Origin of the sequence: Streptomyces sp. NPDC050610 (genome assembly GCF_040654875.1) — a bacterium.
In the GTDB taxonomy this organism is placed as follows: domain Bacteria; phylum Actinomycetota; class Actinomycetes; order Streptomycetales; family Streptomycetaceae; genus Streptomyces.
In genome coordinates, this window is sequence record NZ_JBFAIV010000009.1 from 219,999 (window position 1) to 234,258 (window position 14,260).

At 71.3% G+C, this 14,260-nt stretch carries 12 protein-coding genes; 3 read left to right on the forward strand and 9 right to left on the reverse strand.

What is annotated here, in order from left to right:
* Positions 1 to 91: 91 nt before the first annotated feature.
* Both AB0I22_RS14500 and AB0I22_RS14505 read left to right on the forward strand, forming a co-directional pair.
* Positions 92 to 1,717: a sensor histidine kinase gene (locus tag AB0I22_RS14500; RefSeq protein WP_363131072.1), complete on the forward strand. Its 1,626-nt coding sequence runs from the start codon at positions 92 to 94 to the stop codon at positions 1,715 to 1,717.
* Positions 1,714 to 2,403 (forward strand): response regulator, encoded by a 690-nt coding sequence (locus AB0I22_RS14505; protein WP_363131073.1) that lies wholly within the window; start codon positions 1,714 to 1,716, stop codon positions 2,401 to 2,403. Before AB0I22_RS14500 ends, AB0I22_RS14505 begins: the two co-directional genes overlap by 4 nt.
* A gap of 145 nt (positions 2,404 to 2,548) precedes the next feature.
* On the opposite strand, the gene AB0I22_RS14510 is transcribed toward AB0I22_RS14505, so the two are convergent.
* The 5 genes from AB0I22_RS14510 to AB0I22_RS14530 form a co-directional block, all read right to left on the reverse strand.
* Positions 2,549 to 2,710, reverse strand: coding sequence for a hypothetical protein (locus AB0I22_RS14510; protein WP_363131074.1), 162 nt, complete (start codon positions 2,708 to 2,710; stop codon positions 2,549 to 2,551).
* A 188-nt stretch (positions 2,711 to 2,898) separates the two neighbouring features.
* A complete protein-coding gene (locus AB0I22_RS14515; RefSeq protein WP_363131075.1) occupies positions 2,899 to 3,603 on the reverse strand; it encodes a response regulator transcription factor in 705 nt (234 codons plus the stop codon).
* Between the two features lie 20 nt (positions 3,604 to 3,623).
* Positions 3,624 to 4,787: a histidine kinase gene (locus AB0I22_RS14520; RefSeq protein WP_363131076.1), complete on the reverse strand. Its 1,164-nt coding sequence runs from the start codon at positions 4,785 to 4,787 to the stop codon at positions 3,624 to 3,626.
* Positions 4,788 to 4,836: 49 nt separating this feature from the next.
* On the reverse strand, positions 4,837 to 5,325 hold the full coding sequence (locus tag AB0I22_RS14525) for a DUF1453 domain-containing protein (RefSeq protein WP_363131077.1): 489 nt from the start codon (positions 5,323 to 5,325) through the stop codon (positions 4,837 to 4,839).
* Between the two features lie 190 nt (positions 5,326 to 5,515).
* A complete protein-coding gene (locus AB0I22_RS14530; RefSeq protein ID WP_363131078.1) occupies positions 5,516 to 7,636 on the reverse strand; it encodes a DNA topoisomerase IV subunit B in 2,121 nt (706 codons plus the stop codon).
* Between the two features lie 434 nt (positions 7,637 to 8,070).
* Between AB0I22_RS14530 and AB0I22_RS14535 the strand changes: the two genes are divergently transcribed.
* Positions 8,071 to 8,307 (forward strand): hypothetical protein, encoded by a 237-nt coding sequence (locus tag AB0I22_RS14535; RefSeq protein WP_363131079.1) that lies wholly within the window; start codon positions 8,071 to 8,073, stop codon positions 8,305 to 8,307.
* A gap of 149 nt (positions 8,308 to 8,456) precedes the next feature.
* On the opposite strand, the gene AB0I22_RS14540 is transcribed toward AB0I22_RS14535, so the two are convergent.
* The 4 genes from AB0I22_RS14540 to AB0I22_RS14555 form a co-directional block, all read right to left on the reverse strand.
* On the reverse strand, positions 8,457 to 9,263 hold the full coding sequence (locus tag AB0I22_RS14540) for a serine protease (RefSeq protein ID WP_363131080.1): 807 nt from the start codon (positions 9,261 to 9,263) through the stop codon (positions 8,457 to 8,459).
* Positions 9,264 to 9,411: 148 nt separating this feature from the next.
* Positions 9,412 to 10,968, reverse strand: coding sequence for an RNA polymerase sigma factor (locus AB0I22_RS14545; RefSeq protein ID WP_363131081.1), 1,557 nt, complete (start codon positions 10,966 to 10,968; stop codon positions 9,412 to 9,414).
* A gap of 319 nt (positions 10,969 to 11,287) precedes the next feature.
* Entirely contained in the window at positions 11,288 to 12,229 is a 942-nt protein-coding gene (locus tag AB0I22_RS14550) for a FadR/GntR family transcriptional regulator (protein ID WP_363131082.1), read from the reverse strand.
* A gap of 19 nt (positions 12,230 to 12,248) precedes the next feature.
* Complete coding sequence (locus AB0I22_RS14555) at positions 12,249 to 14,183, reverse strand: ATP-binding cassette domain-containing protein (RefSeq protein ID WP_363131083.1); 1,935 nt, start codon at positions 14,181 to 14,183, stop codon at positions 12,249 to 12,251.
* Between the last annotated feature and the right edge of the window lie 77 nt (positions 14,184 to 14,260).

Sequence of the window (14,260 nt, forward strand, 5' to 3'; positions counted from 1 at the left end):
CACGGGCAGGCCGCGACAGCGCGCGTACGTGCTGTGCGCGCTGGAGAACAGGGCTCCGTACCGGGGCGGCGACGGCAGGGAAGGGACACGAATGCGCATCCGGTGGCCCCGCCGCGTCTTCGCCCAAGTCCTGCTCGTACAGCTGCTGATCACGACCGGCGTCACCGTCCTCGCCGCCGGCCTCTTCCTCGCCCCGCTCAGCGACCAGCTCGACACCCAGGCGGCGCGCCGCGCCCTGGCCATCGCCCAGACCACCGCCGCCCGGCCGGGCATCGCCCACGCCCTGCTGACCACCCGGCCCTCCGTCGACGGCCCGGCGCAGGACGCGGCCGAACGCGTCCGGCTCGCGACCGGCGCCAGCTACGTGGTGATCGTCGACGCGCACGGCATCCGCTACTCCCACACCACCCCCGCCGAGATCGGCCGACGCGTCTCCACGGACCCGGGAGAGGCGCTGGCCGGGCACGAGTGGACCGGCATCGACCGCGGCACGCTCGGCCGCTCCGCCCGCGGCAAGGTCCCGCTGCGCGACTCCGCGGGCGCCGTCGTCGGCGCGGTCTCGGTCGGCATCGCCTACGACAGCGTGCGCGCCCTGCTCCTGCACGCCGTCCCCGGCATCCTCGAATACGCGGGCGCGGCCCTGGGCGTCGGGGCCCTGGCGGCCCTCGTCGCCTCCCGGCGGCTGCGGCGGCGCACCCACGGCATCGAGCTGTCCGAGATCTCCGCGCTCCTCGACGAGCGGGAGGCGATGCTGCACGGCATCCGCGAGGGCGTCGTCGCGCTCGACCGGCGGGGCCTGGTCCGGCTCGTCAACGACGAGGCGCAGCGGCTGCTCGGCCTGTCGCCGGACGCCCGCGTCACCGGCCGTCCCCTCGACGAGGTCCTGCCGCCGGGCCGTACGACGGACGTCCTGGCGGGCCGGGTGGCGGGTACGGACCTGCTCACGGTCTGCGGCGGCCGGGTCCTGGTCGCCAACCGGATGGACACGGCGGACGGGGGTACGGTCGCGACGCTGCGCGACCGTACCGAACTGGAGCAATTGGGGCGGGAGCTGGACGGCACGCGCGGCCTCACCGAGGCGCTGCGGGCCCAGGACCACGAGCACGCCAACCGGCTGCACACCATCGTGGGGCTGCTGGAACTGGGGCTGCACGAGGAGGCCGCGGAGTTCGTCGCCGAGGTGGCCTGCGCCCATCGCGCTACCGCCGAGCAGGTGACCGAGCGCGTACGCGAACCGCTGGTCAGCGCGTTGCTGGTGGGCAAGAGCGCGATCGCCGCGGAGCGCGGCGCGGCGCTGCGGATCTCGCCGGCCACCGATCTGCCGGACCGGGTCGTGGACCCGCGCGACCTGGTCACGGTCCTCGGGAACCTGGTCGACAACGCGCTGGACGCGGCCGGGGCGCGCGTACGGCGGGAGGCGGGCGACGCTCCCTTCGTCGAAGTGGAGCTGCGGGCCGAGGGCGCCACCCTGTGGCTGCGCGTCTCGGACAACGGCCCCGGCGTCCCGGCGGCGGCGCGGGACCTGGTCTTCACCGACGGCTGGTCCACCAAGGAGCCGCCCCCGCACCGGCGTCGGGGCCTCGGCCTGGCGCTGGTGCGGCGGCTCGCCGAACGGTACGGGGGTACGGCGGAGGTGACCTGTCGCGAGGGCGGCGGGGCGGTGTTCACGGTGGAGTTGCCGGAGGCGCTGCGTGTACTCGAAGGAGTGAACCGATGATCGAGGTCCTGGTCGTGGACGACGACTTCCGCGTCGCCCGGATCAACGCCGCGTACGTGTCCAAGGTGCCCGGCTTCCATGTCCTGGGCACGGCGCACGACGCGGCCCAGGCGCTGGCGCTGCTGGAGCGTGGCGGCGTCGACCTGGTGCTGCTCGACCACTACCTGCCGGACGAGACGGGGCTGTCGCTGGTCCGCCGCCTCCGGCAGTCCGGCCACCTCGCCGACGTGATCATGGTGACGGCGGCCCGCGACATCGCCACCGTGCAGACGGCCATGCGGTTCGGGGCGCTCCAGTACATCGTCAAGCCGTTCACCTTCGCCGGCCTGCGCGTCAAGCTGGACGCGTACGCACAACTGCGCCGCACTCTCGACGGCGCGCAGGAAGCGGGCCAGGACCAGGTCGACCGCATCTTCGGCACCCTGCGCACCGCCAGCACCAGCGTCCCCCTGCCGAAGGGCCACTCCGCACCGACCGCCGACCTGATCCGCCGAGTCCTGTCGGACGCCTCCCTGCCCCTGTCGGCACACGAAGTCGCCGAACGTTCAGGACTGAGCCGCTCGACGGCGCAGCGCTACCTCAAACAGCTGGAGGGCTCGGGAAGGCTGCGCCTCACCTTGCGGTACGGCGAGACGGGCCGCCCCGAGCACCGCTACAGCTGGACGGAGGGCAGCCCGGCGGCGTAGGGGCTTCTGATACCCGAGCCGTGGGACCGCCCGTGTCCTCAGAGAACCGGACGGCCGCGCTTCGGTCCGAACGCACCGACCACACACGCCGGAAGCGCCCCTGGCCGCCACGCCTCCGCACACCGGACTTCGGGCAGACCACCGTTCACGCCTGCCCGCCACCAGGTACAACCGCAGCCGCACCGGTGTACGTAGCGGCCTGTGACGCCGCGTCAAGTGTGGTGTCCAGCCGGGACCGCAGGCCGGCCAGGGTCTTCGGCCCGGGCTGCTTCGCCCACTGCTCCACGGCGCAGTGGAACGCGGCCATGAGCAGGTCCTGGGCCAGGCGCGGACGCAGGTCCTCCGGATCGGCCAGGTCGAGCCGCGCGCATGAGCGCCTCGCATCGCCCCCGTGTTCGGCAAGATCACCCTGCGCCCCTGAAGCGACCGGCCGTCCCGCGCGCCACTGCCCCGCCGGCCGACCGATCACGCGACGGGCGGCGGCTACCGCCCCCGTCAGCCGCCCGGCGCGCCGGGCGGCTTCGCGATCCCGTGCCGGTAGGCGTACCGCACCGCCTGCGCCCGGTCGCGCACCCCCGTCTTGGCGAACAGGTTGTTGATGTGGGTCTTCACCGTCGCAGTGGAGACATACAGGCCACCGGCGATCTCGGCATTGGAGAGCCCGTCGGCGACCAGCGCCAGCACCTCGGCCTCACGAGCGGTCAGCCCGTCCGGCAGCTCGCGGGGCCGCACGGGCGCGGCGGGCTCCGGGGCAGACGTGGCGAGCCGTTCCAGCAGCCGCCGCTGGATCTGCGGCGACAGCCCGGCGTCGCCGGACATGACATGTGCCACGGCCCGTACGATCTCGTCGCCGTCGGCGTCCTTGGTGAGGTAGCCGCGCGCACCGGCCTGGAGCGCCGGGAAGAGCGAGTCGTCGTCGGCGTAGGTCGTCAGGACCACGACCTGCGTGGCCGGGTGCTCGGCGCGGATCCGGCGCGTCGCCTCGACGCCGTCGCAGCGCGGCATGCGCAGGTCCATCAGCACCACGTCCGGGGCGTGTTCGGCGACCAGCCGCAGCGCCTCCTCGCCGTCACCGGCCGAACCGACCACCTCGATGCCCGGCAACAGCCCCAGCAGCATCACGATGCCCTCGCGCACCACGGTCTGGTCATCGGCCACGACGACCCGCGCCGCCGTCCGCGACGTGCCGTCCTCTGCCACGCCGCCCCCTGTCACGCGCGTCACCCGGGTACCCGCAGCCGTACCACGAACCCCTCCTGTCCCGGCCCCGCCGGACCGGCCTCCAAGGTGCCGCCGAGCAGTTCGGCGCGCTCCCGCATCCCCAGGAGACCGTACCCGGAACCGGTGGACGCGAGCCCGCCGGCCGCCCGCCGCGCTCCCCCGTCCCGGATCTCCAGCTCCACCTCGCCGTCCAGATAGGCGAATCTCATCCGGACCGGCGCGCCCGGAGCGTGCTTGCGGACGTTCGTCAGCGCCTCCTGCGCGACTCGGCGCACCGCCAGCCCGGCCTCCGCGGGCAGCTGCCGCGGCTCGCCCGCCACCTCGGCGGCGACCCCATGGGCGTCGGCGACCTCCCGCAGGAAGTCCCCGACCTGGGCCATCTCGCCCCGCAGCGCCGAGAGCGCCTGCCGCGTCTCGGCCAGCCCCTCGCGGGCCATGCCGCGGGCCAGGACGACGCGCTCCAGAATCCGCTCGTCGCTCTCGCCCCGCTCGATGAGCAGCCGGGCGGCCTCCAGGTGCACCAGTTGCGCGGAGAGGCTGTGGGCGAGGACGTCGTGGATCTCGCGGGCGATGCGGGCGCGCTCGGCGAGCGCCGCCGACTCGGCCTCCGCCACCCGCGCGGCGCGCTCCTGCGCCAGCAGCCGGAAGCCGGTGCCGCGCGCCTCCGCGTCGAGGCGGAGCGCGTAACCGACCAGCGTGAGGCCGACGCAGGTCCCCGCGGTCACCACCGGCCGGTCCTCGCTCACCAGCCCGTACGCCAGCATGTAGGCCGCGTCGACGGGCAGCGCGTACGCCAGCGGCAGCCGTTCCACGGCGAGGATCGCGCCTACGGCCCAGAGCGACCGGGCAGGGCTGTGCGCCCCGAACAGCTGCATCACGATGCACAGGGCGAACAGCAGCCCCAACAGCCCCAGGGAGGGCAGCAGCCGGTGCGCCAGGGTGGACCGGAAGTAGCTCCGCGCCACGGCCGCGAAGACCACGACGCCGCCGGCCAGCACGAGCAGGCCCCACCCGTGGAAAGCGCCCTCCTGGAACGCCTTCCAGGCGATCAGAACGACCAGCGTGAACCTCACGCACCGGTTCATCGCGATCCGGTGGCGCGGAACCCCCTCTTGGGAGAGCGACTCCCGGTAGGGCCAGGCGGTCCAGCTCTCGACGGGCACGTCGGGTCCTTCCGTCGCGGCGGCGCTCTCGCCCACCGGCACGGCGCACTCACCCACCGGCCGGGACACGGTGCGCCTGGCGCATCCCCTGGGCCTTCCAGACCACCAGGCCGCTGCGGGCCAGCAGCATGGCCGCCGCGGTCAGCATCGTCGCGGCCCCGGCCTGGCGGACCCCGGCCGCCGCCCCGGCCGCGTGCAGGGCGAGCCGCAGCACGACCCCACCGGCCCACACCAGGGCCGACGCCTTGCCGCCCTGGGCCCACAGCGCGCCCGACGCGTCGGACCATACCCGCGTGGTCCACGCCCAGCCCGCGCCCGTCGCCAGCCCGGCCAGCACCCCGGCCGCCAGCAGCACCACCGAGACGGCCTCGTGCGCGTGGTCGACCAGCCCCGGCTTCCGTACCGCCATGAAGATCAGCACCGCGGGCAGTACCCACCACCGCCGCACGTCCGAAGCCACTCGCTGCGGCGCGAACTGGCGCAGCAGCACCAGCACGAGAACCGCGGCGACCACCGCGGCATCGACCAGACCGGACATGGCGAGAGCCTCCGTAGGGGCAGGAGCGGACAACGCTCCCGAAACTACGGAGGCCCGGCGGCCGGCGGATCAGCACACGGGTCGGCTCCGGGTGGAGATCACCTCTCCACCCGGAGATGGACCGGACGCAGACACCTCAGACGCCTCAGACGTCCCAGGCACCTCAAACACCTCAAACGCCTCAAGCACCTCAGGCGTCGATACGGGAACGGTCCAGAGTGGACGCCGCGTTGGTGATGAACTCCTTCCGGGGCGCCACCTCATTGCCCATGAGGAGGTCGAAGGCCTGCTCGGCGCCCTCCAGATCGCTGATGTTGATCCGCCGCAGGGTCCGTCGGCGCGGGTCCATCGTGGTCTCGGCCAACTGGTCGGCATCCATCTCACCGAGGCCCTTGTACCGCTGGATGCTGTCCTTGTAGCGCGTCCCCTTGCGGTCGAACTCCAGCAGCGTCTGCCGCAGTTCGCTGTCCGAGTAGGTGTAGACGTACTTCTCCTGCCCCTTCTTGGGGTTCACCAGCTCGACCCGGTGCAGCGGCGGCACGGTGGCGAAGACCCGCCCGGCTTCCACCATCGGGCGCATATAGCGCTGGAAGAGAGTGAGCAGCAGGCACCGGATGTGGGCGCCGTCGACATCGGCGTCGACCATCAGCAGAACCTTGCCGTAGCGCGCGGCGTCGATGTCGAACGTACGTCCCGAACCGGCCCCTATCACCTGGATGATCGCGCCGCACTCGGCATTCTTGAGCATGTCCGAGACGGATGACTTCTGGACGTTGAGGATCTTGCCGCGGATCGGCAGCAGCGCCTGGAACTCCGAATTCCGCGCGAGCTTCGCGGTGCCCAGCGCCGAGTCCCCCTCGACGATGAACAGCTCGCTGCGGTCGACATCGTCGCTGCGGCAGTCGGCCAGCTTCGCGGGCAGGGAGGACGACTCCAGCGCGGTCTTCCGCCGCTGCGCCTCCTTGTGCTGCCGCGCCGCGATGCGCGTACGGGCCGCGGCGACGATCTTCTCCATCACCGACCGCGCCTGCTGCTTGGCGTCCCGCTTGGTCGAGGCCAGGAACGCCTTCAGCTCCTTGGCCACCACGTTGCCGACGATCCGGGCGGCCGCCGAGGTGCCGAGCACCTCCTTGGTCTGCCCCTCGAACTGCGGCTCCGCCAGCCGTACGGTCACGACCGCCGTGAGCCCCTCCATGGCGTCGTCCTTGACGACGTCGTCCTCCGCGACCCGCAGCAGCTTGGCGGAGCGGAGCACCTCGTTGACCGTCTTGGTGAGGGAGCGCTCGAAGCCGGAGACGTGGGTGCCGCCCTTGGGGGTGGCGATGATGTTCACGAAGGACCGGATCGTGGTGTCGTAGCCGGTGCCCCAGCGCAGCGCGATGTCCACGCCGAGCTCACGTGTGACCTCGGTGGCGGTCATATGCCCGCGGTCGTCGAGGACCGGAACGGTCTCCTTGAAGCTGCCCTGGCCGCTGAGGCGCAGCACATCGCAGACGGCCTTGTCCTGGGCGAGGTACTCGCAGAACTCGCTGATGCCGCCGTCGTAGCGGAAGGTCTCCTCGGTCTTCCCCTCCCCGTCGAGGCCGCGCTCGTCGCGCACGACGAGGGTCAGCCCCGGCACCAGGAAGGCGGTCTGCCGGGCGCGCCCGTACAGCGTCTCCAGGGAGAGCTTCGCGTCCTTGAGGAAGATCTGCCGGTCCGCCCAGTAGCGGACCCTGGTGCCGGTACGGGTCTTGGGCACCCGCTTGCCCTTGAGGAGGCCGTTCGCCGGGTCGAAGGGCGCGTCCGGTCCGGACTCGGTGAAGATCCCGGGGACGCCTCGGCGGAAGCTGATCGAGTGGGTCTTGCTGTTGCGGTCGACCTCGATGTCGAGCCGTGAGGAGAGGGCGTTGACGACGGAGGCGCCCACGCCGTGCAGGCCGCCGGAGGCGGCGTAGGACCCGCCGCCGAACTTGCCGCCGGCGTGCAGCTTGGTCATCACGACCTCGATACCGGACAGGCCGGTCTTCGGCTCGATGTCGACGGGGATGCCGCGGCCGTTGTCCCGGACCTCCACGGACCCGTCGTCGTGGAGGATCACCTCGATGCGGTCGCAGTAGCCGCCCAGGGCCTCGTCCACGGAGTTGTCGATGATCTCCCAGAGGCAGTGCATCAGGCCGCGGCTGTCGGTCGACCCGATGTACATGCCGGGGCGCTTACGGACGGCTTCCAGGCCCTCAAGGACGAGTAGGTGCCGCGCGGTGTAGTTGGATTCGTCCCGGTCTGCCCCGGTCAGCAATGCGGTGGACGGCACGGACGTATCGGCGGTCACGCGGTTCGCTCCTCGCTGAATTTCTGTCTGACCCGAGTCCGGGTTCAGAGGTTGGCTCGGTCGCCGTTCAGAGGGTACCGACGCCTGATAGAGCCTTTGTGCCGCCACCCATGAGAACGCCCATGGTAGTCCAGAGTCGCTCGTACGTTCGATCCCTCAATGGAGTGACGCCCACATCACGTTCCCTTGGAGGCATGAACCATTTAGGCTCCGGGCACGTCCTCTTCAACAAGCCGGCAACCCAGCCGGGAGGACACATACCGACAAGCGACGTGAAACCGTAAGCCAACGCACTACGGCTCATTCGCCGCCAAACCGTCAAGATCCGACCCCTCGGAAGGAAGTTTCGAGGAAAAGCCGGCAGCGGGAACGTTTTCGGCCTGGTTGGATGTTGACCCTGGTACGACAGCTCGTCGAGCTAGAGAAGAGGCGACGTGACTACTGTTCTGACCCCCGCGAGCCCGCTGACGGCCGCAGACCGCTGCGACCGCTGCGGCGCCCAGGCTTACCTGCGCGTCGTTCTCATGAGCGGCGGTGAACTGCTGTTCTGCGCTCACCATGGGCGTAAGTTCGAGCCAGAACTCAAGAAGATCGCCGCGGAAATACAGGACGAGACGGAGCGGCTGACCGCTACCCCGGCGTCCGCGTCCGCGTCCGACGAGGAACGCTGACACATCGCATCCACGACGAGCGAGGTCCGGCCAGGCCGGACAGCCGCGGGCGGCTATCCCGACCCAGGGAACGCCGCCCGCTCTCGTGTCCCGGCACACCCGTGGGTGGGTCCGGCCCCCTTCAGGGCCGGACCCACCCACGGCGTGGTTCAGTCGCGCTGAGCCACCAGCGGGGCGACCGCTGAGATCCGCGTATAGACACCGGGGCTCTTGGGCTCCCCGCAGCCGCTGCCCCAGGACACGAGCCCGATAAGCCGCCCACGGGCCACCAGAGGGCCGCCACTGTCCCCCTGGCAGGCATCGCGCCCGCCCCCCGGCTGCCCCGCACAGAGCATCGACGAGGGCCGGTACGTGCCATCGGCGCTGCCCGGGTACGCGCGCCGGCACCTCTCGTCCTCCAGGACCCGCACCTGGGCCGCGTGCAGGGTCGAGGCGTACCTCCCCTTGCCCGTGGTGTCACCCCAGCCGTAGACCGAGGCCGTGGCGCCCGCCCGGTACCCGGGGTCGCCCTTCGGGGCCATTCGAATGACGTCGGAGGCCGGCACCGGCTCCGCCAGCGTGAGCACCGCCACATCTCCGGCATTGCTCACGGAGTCGTAGTCCGGGTTGACCCAGTCCCCCTTCAACGCGATCTCGCGCCCGCTCGTGCCCCTCAGATCCTCGCGCCCCACGAGAACCCGCAGATCCTGGACGTCCTGCCGGTCCACGCCGAGCACCTCCCGGCCCAGGCAGTGCGCGGCGGTGACCACCGCCGTGGGCGAGACCATCACACCGCCGCAGAACTGCCCCGAACGCGCCGCACCGAATCGGCTCCGACTGGCCAGAGCAACCACCCAGGGGGCGTCCGCGACCTGCACCTGCTGCCCCCCGACGACTATCCGGTCCGCCAACGCCGGACTCGGAACCGCCACCACCAGCGCGAGGGCACCAAGCAGCGCAGAAATGAGAGAACGCATACGACCTCCTGACCGTGCGGAGTGTAGTGCGTACCCAGCGTCACTCCGTACGGCCGCCGTCGCATCCCGACACCGCAGGGCCCAGCGGCACAGCGAAGCGCCCCTGATCATGGAACTCGGCGATCAGGGGCGCTTCGCGACGTCAGGCTCAGTCCAGGTAGTCGCGGAGCACCTGGGAGCGCGACGGGTGGCGCAGCTTCGACATGGTCTTCGACTCGATCTGGCGGATGCGCTCGCGCGTCACCCCGTAGACCTTGCCGATCTCGTCGAGGGTCTTCGGCTGGCCGTCGGTGAGACCGAACCGCATGGACACCACACCGGCCTCGCGCTCGCTGAGCGTGTCGAGCACGGAGTGCAGCTGCTCCTGGAGGAGTGTGAAGCTGACCGCGTCGGCCGGCACGACCGCTTCGGAGTCCTCGATGAGGTCGCCGAACTCGCTGTCGCCGTCCTCACCCAGCGGAGTGTGCAGCGAAATGGGCTCACGGCCGTACTTCTGGACCTCGATGACCTTCTCGGGGGTCATGTCGAGCTCCTTGGCCAGCTCCTCCGGGGTGGGCTCACGGCCCAGGTCCTGGAGCATCTGGCGCTGGACGCGCGCGAGCTTGTTGATGACCTCGACCATGTGCACCGGGATACGGATGGTGCGGGCCTGGTCGGCCATGGCGCGCGTGATCGCCTGGCGGATCCACCAGGTCGCGTACGTCGAGAACTTGTAGCCCTTGGTGTAGTCGAACTTCTCGACCGCGCGGATCAGACCGAGGTTGCCCTCCTGGATGAGGTCCAGGAAGAGCATGCCGCGGCCGGTGTAGCGCTTGGCCAGGGAGACCACCAGACGGAGGTTGGCCTCCAGGAGGTGGTTCTTGGCGCGGCGGCCGTCCTCGGCGATGATCTCCAGCTCGCGCTTGAGTTTCGGCGCGAGCTTGTCGGAGTTGGCCAGCTTGTCCTCGGCGAAGAGCCCCGCCTCGATGCGCTTCGCGAGCTCGACCTCCTGCTCCGCGTTGAGGAGCGGGACCTTGCCGATCTGCTTGAGGTAGTCCTTGACCGGGTCGGCGGTGGCGCCGGCCACGGCGACCTGCTGGGCCGGGGCGTCGTCCTCGTCGTCGTCGGAGAGGACGAAGCCCTTGTTCTCGCCGCCCTCTTCCTCTTCCTCGGGCTTGCCGGGCGTCGGCACCTCTTCGACCTCGTCGTCGAGGATCTCGTCGACGTCCTTCTTGCCGGCGGTCTTCTTCGCGGCCGTCTTCTTCGCGGTGGCCTTCTTCGCCACCGTCTTCTTCGCCACGGCCTTCTTGGCGGCGGCCTTCTTCGCGGGCGATGCCATGGCGTCGTCGGTCTCGCCGACCGCGACCTCGTCCGCGGCGGCGGACGAGGTGGCGGCTGTGGTGGCCTTCTTGGCCGTGACCGTCTTGGCGGCCACCGTCTTGGTGGCAGTGCGCTTCGCCGGGCTCTTCGCTGCGACGCTCTTGCGGGTGCGCTTGGGCGCCTCTGCGGCACTGACCATCAGCGTCACACCCTCCTCGTCGAGGACCTGGTTGAGGCTGCGCAGAACGTTCTTCCACTGGGTCGACGGAATCTGGTCAGCCTCGAAGGCCCGACGCACGTCATCGCCGGCGATCTGCCCCTCAGCCTTTCCCCGCTCGATGAGCGCCAACAGAGACTCGGATTCGGCGATCTCCGTGGGGAGCGTACGGGATGTGCTGGCCGACACGAACAACCTCTCGGAACGATGGAAATGGCTTCCGGCCCCGTCCACAATGGATGGGAGCCGACGACCGACGGCAAGGATGAACCGACGGCGCGGGCGGGAGTGCGGAGTTGTACAGCGTCTCGGACGAGAGCCGTATTCCCTCCTCTGCTGCCACCTCTTTAGTCATCGCACTGCCTCAAAGAGCGTTACGCCCAATCATCGTGGCCCGAGTCACACCGCACATCAGGACGGGACGTCTCATACGAGGACAGTTCGCTCCCCGCCGCCGGACCCGGGCCAGGGTCCGGCGGCGCCGGTACCGCTCATGGAGCCCGTACGGTCAGTGCTCGCGCGGCGCCGGCACCACGCGCTCGACCTCGGGGTGAACGGTGAGCAGTTGGCGCATCGCGGCCTCGGCGCCGGCGGGGTCCCCCGCGCCGATCGCCTCGACGATCCGCAGATGGTGGCCGACCCCGGCCTCGCTGGGGCGATCGCAGCCCACGACCGGACCACCCGAGACGTGCAGGGCGGAGGAGACGATGCCGGAGAGGTGCTCCAGCATGCGGTTGCCCGCGACCTGCAGCAGCAGCGAGTGGAACTCGGTGTCCGCGCGGGAGAAGGTGAGCGAGTCGTTCTGGGTCAGCGCGTGGCCCATGATCTCGGCCATGTCGGCGAGGCGCTGCTGGAGGTCCTCACGTCCGTGGCCCGCCGCGAGCCGGGCCGCGAGCGGCTCGATGGTCCAGCGCAGCTCGCACAGCTCGCGGCGCTGGTCCTCGCGCTGCGGCCCGAAGGCCCGCCACTCGATGATGTCCGGGTCGAGGAGGTTCCAGTCGCTGACGGGCCGGACCCGGGTGCCGACATTGGGCCGGGCGCTGACCAGCCCCTTGGCCTCAAGAACGCGCAACGACTCGCGAACGACGGTACGGGACACCTCGAAGCGCTGGCCGATCTCCTCGGGGACCAGCGGACGGTCGGCACCCAGGTCCCCGGAGACGATCATCTGGCCGAGTTGCTGGACGAGTTGGCCGTGCAGCCCGCGGCCCCGGCTGCCGGCGGCCCTGCGGCCGCCCCGGCCCAGTTCCGCGTCGCCCCCGTCCCAGGACGGTGCGCCGGCGCGGTCGGCGCCGGGGCCGCCCGCGTAGGAGTAGCGGTCAAGCTCGCCCGGAGCTGCGAGGCCGGTGTCGGCAGGGCGAGCCGCGGTCATCATGGTGTGCGCAAGGGTACTCACGCATCCTTTGTCGGCGACGCCCCGGAAACCCTTGAGTTCTTTGGTGAAAAGCACACGAAAGGGTGATCGCGCATTACCTCATAATTGACGCCTTATCGGACACAATCGGGCGCCCCTCCGGGATGGCCGGTCGATCATGTGACCGCCCCCCGCCGCGCCATCGTTGCGGTCGGCCCCGGAGCGTGGTCAGCGCATATGCGCAGAGCAGCACGGCGAGCGAGAGCGCCAGCGCCCAGCCCACGGGGCGGGCGAGCAGTCGCAAGGCGGCCGACACTCCATGATCGACACCGGTCGGCCACTGCATCATGGTCACCGACCGGAGCCGGTCCGGCAGCCCGATGATCGATCGGGCCGACGGGCTGCCCAGCACCTGACGCACCACTGGCACCATCACCACCGGCACCGCCAGAACGGCGGCCAGCCCCATCAACGCGGACCGGAAGACGCCCGCGGCCAACAGGCCGGCCCAGGCGCACCCCACAACGAGCCCGGCCCAACCCGCGATGAGCGCGGGCCAGTCAGCGGGAAGCGCAGCGCCGTCAGCCCCGTAGAGGAAACGCAGCGCGAACCCGTCGAGCACGAGGACAGCGAACGCGAGCAGCAGTGCGGTGACGGCGCTGACCACGAGCTTGGCGCCCAGCAGGCCAAGGCGGCGCGGGAGAGCGCCCTGGTCCGGGGAGAGCGCGGGGTAACGGAACTCCTGGCCAAAGGCGAAGGCGCCGAGCAGCCCGGCTCCCACCGCGGCCGGCGGCAGCGGAAAGACGGCCGGCCAGCCAGTGAGCAGGGGAAGCTCCGAAGGGCGCCCGTTACGGGCGATCAGCACGGAGATGAGGAGCGAGGCAGTCAGTGAGAGCGCCGCGACCACCCAGCCAGGGCGTGCTCCGACAGCCCGGAGCAGCTCGTAGCGGAACGGTTGCACAGGCCCCGGAGGCGGCAGCCGACCGAACGCAGGCGCCGCCGGTACGGACTCCACGCCCACCCCTCCAGGCCGCTCGGCACCGCCACCCGCACCGACCGGTACCGAAACGTCCCCCGCCTCTCCCCCTTCCTCTTCCGCACTCGCCGCTGATGCCGCTGCGGGCGCCTCGCCCCAGCCCGCACGGCGGCCGTCGGCCCGCTGGAGAGGGGCCGCCGGGGCGGTGTCACCGCTCTCCTCGGCGAGTCGGTGCACCACGATGCCGTTCCGGTACGCGGCCTCCCCCACAGCCGCGCACGTACTGCCGTACACAGAGATGCGGCTCCCGCCCTCGCGCACTACCTCGATGGGCCGGTCCGAGCCGTGCGACTCATCTGTGAGGAGTGCGGCGAGCCGCCCCGCGAGCGGTGACCGCACGGCGACCCGGGGCCTCAGCCGGGTCCGGGCGAAGTCCGCGGCCTCCTGATCCGCCAGCAGACAACCGGCCTCGACGGTGACCACCCGGTCCGCGATCCGCGCGGCCTCCTTCGGCTCACGAGAAGTGATCAGCACGACGCCGCCCTGGTCCGCGTAACCCCGCAACAGACCGTGCAACCAGGCGGTTTCGCGCGGCGAGAGCCCCTGCGCGGGCTCGTCGAGCACCAGGGTGTGCGGGTCGCCGAGCAGCGCCGCGGCGAGGCCGAGACGCCGGTCCATACCGAGCGAGAAGTCGCCGAGCCGCTGATCGGCCAGGCCGCTGAGTCCGACGACTTCGAGGACGTCGTCGGCCCGGTCGCCGGGCACCCCGACGGCCGCGCTCAGCATCCGCAGATGACCACGGGCCGTCCGGCCGGGGTGGCCGGGACTGTCGCCGAGGAGCACACCGATCTCGCGGGCAGGGTGCGGGATCATGTGCAGCGGGCGCCCTCTGAAGAGGGCGACGCCGCGCCCCGGGTCGAGGCGGAGCAGCAGACGCAGCGCGCTGGTCTTGCCGGCCCCGTCCGACCCGAGCAGCACGGTGACGCGTCCGGAGTGCGCCTCGAAGGTGAGGTCGTCGACGGCTGGTGACTGGTTGCGGCGGGGGACACTGGTCAGCCCGATGGCCTGGATCATGGCTTCTCTCGCGGGGCGTGAGACCGCTTGGCGGCGCATACGGAAGGGCGGGGGTACATACCCCGGCACGGTAACCC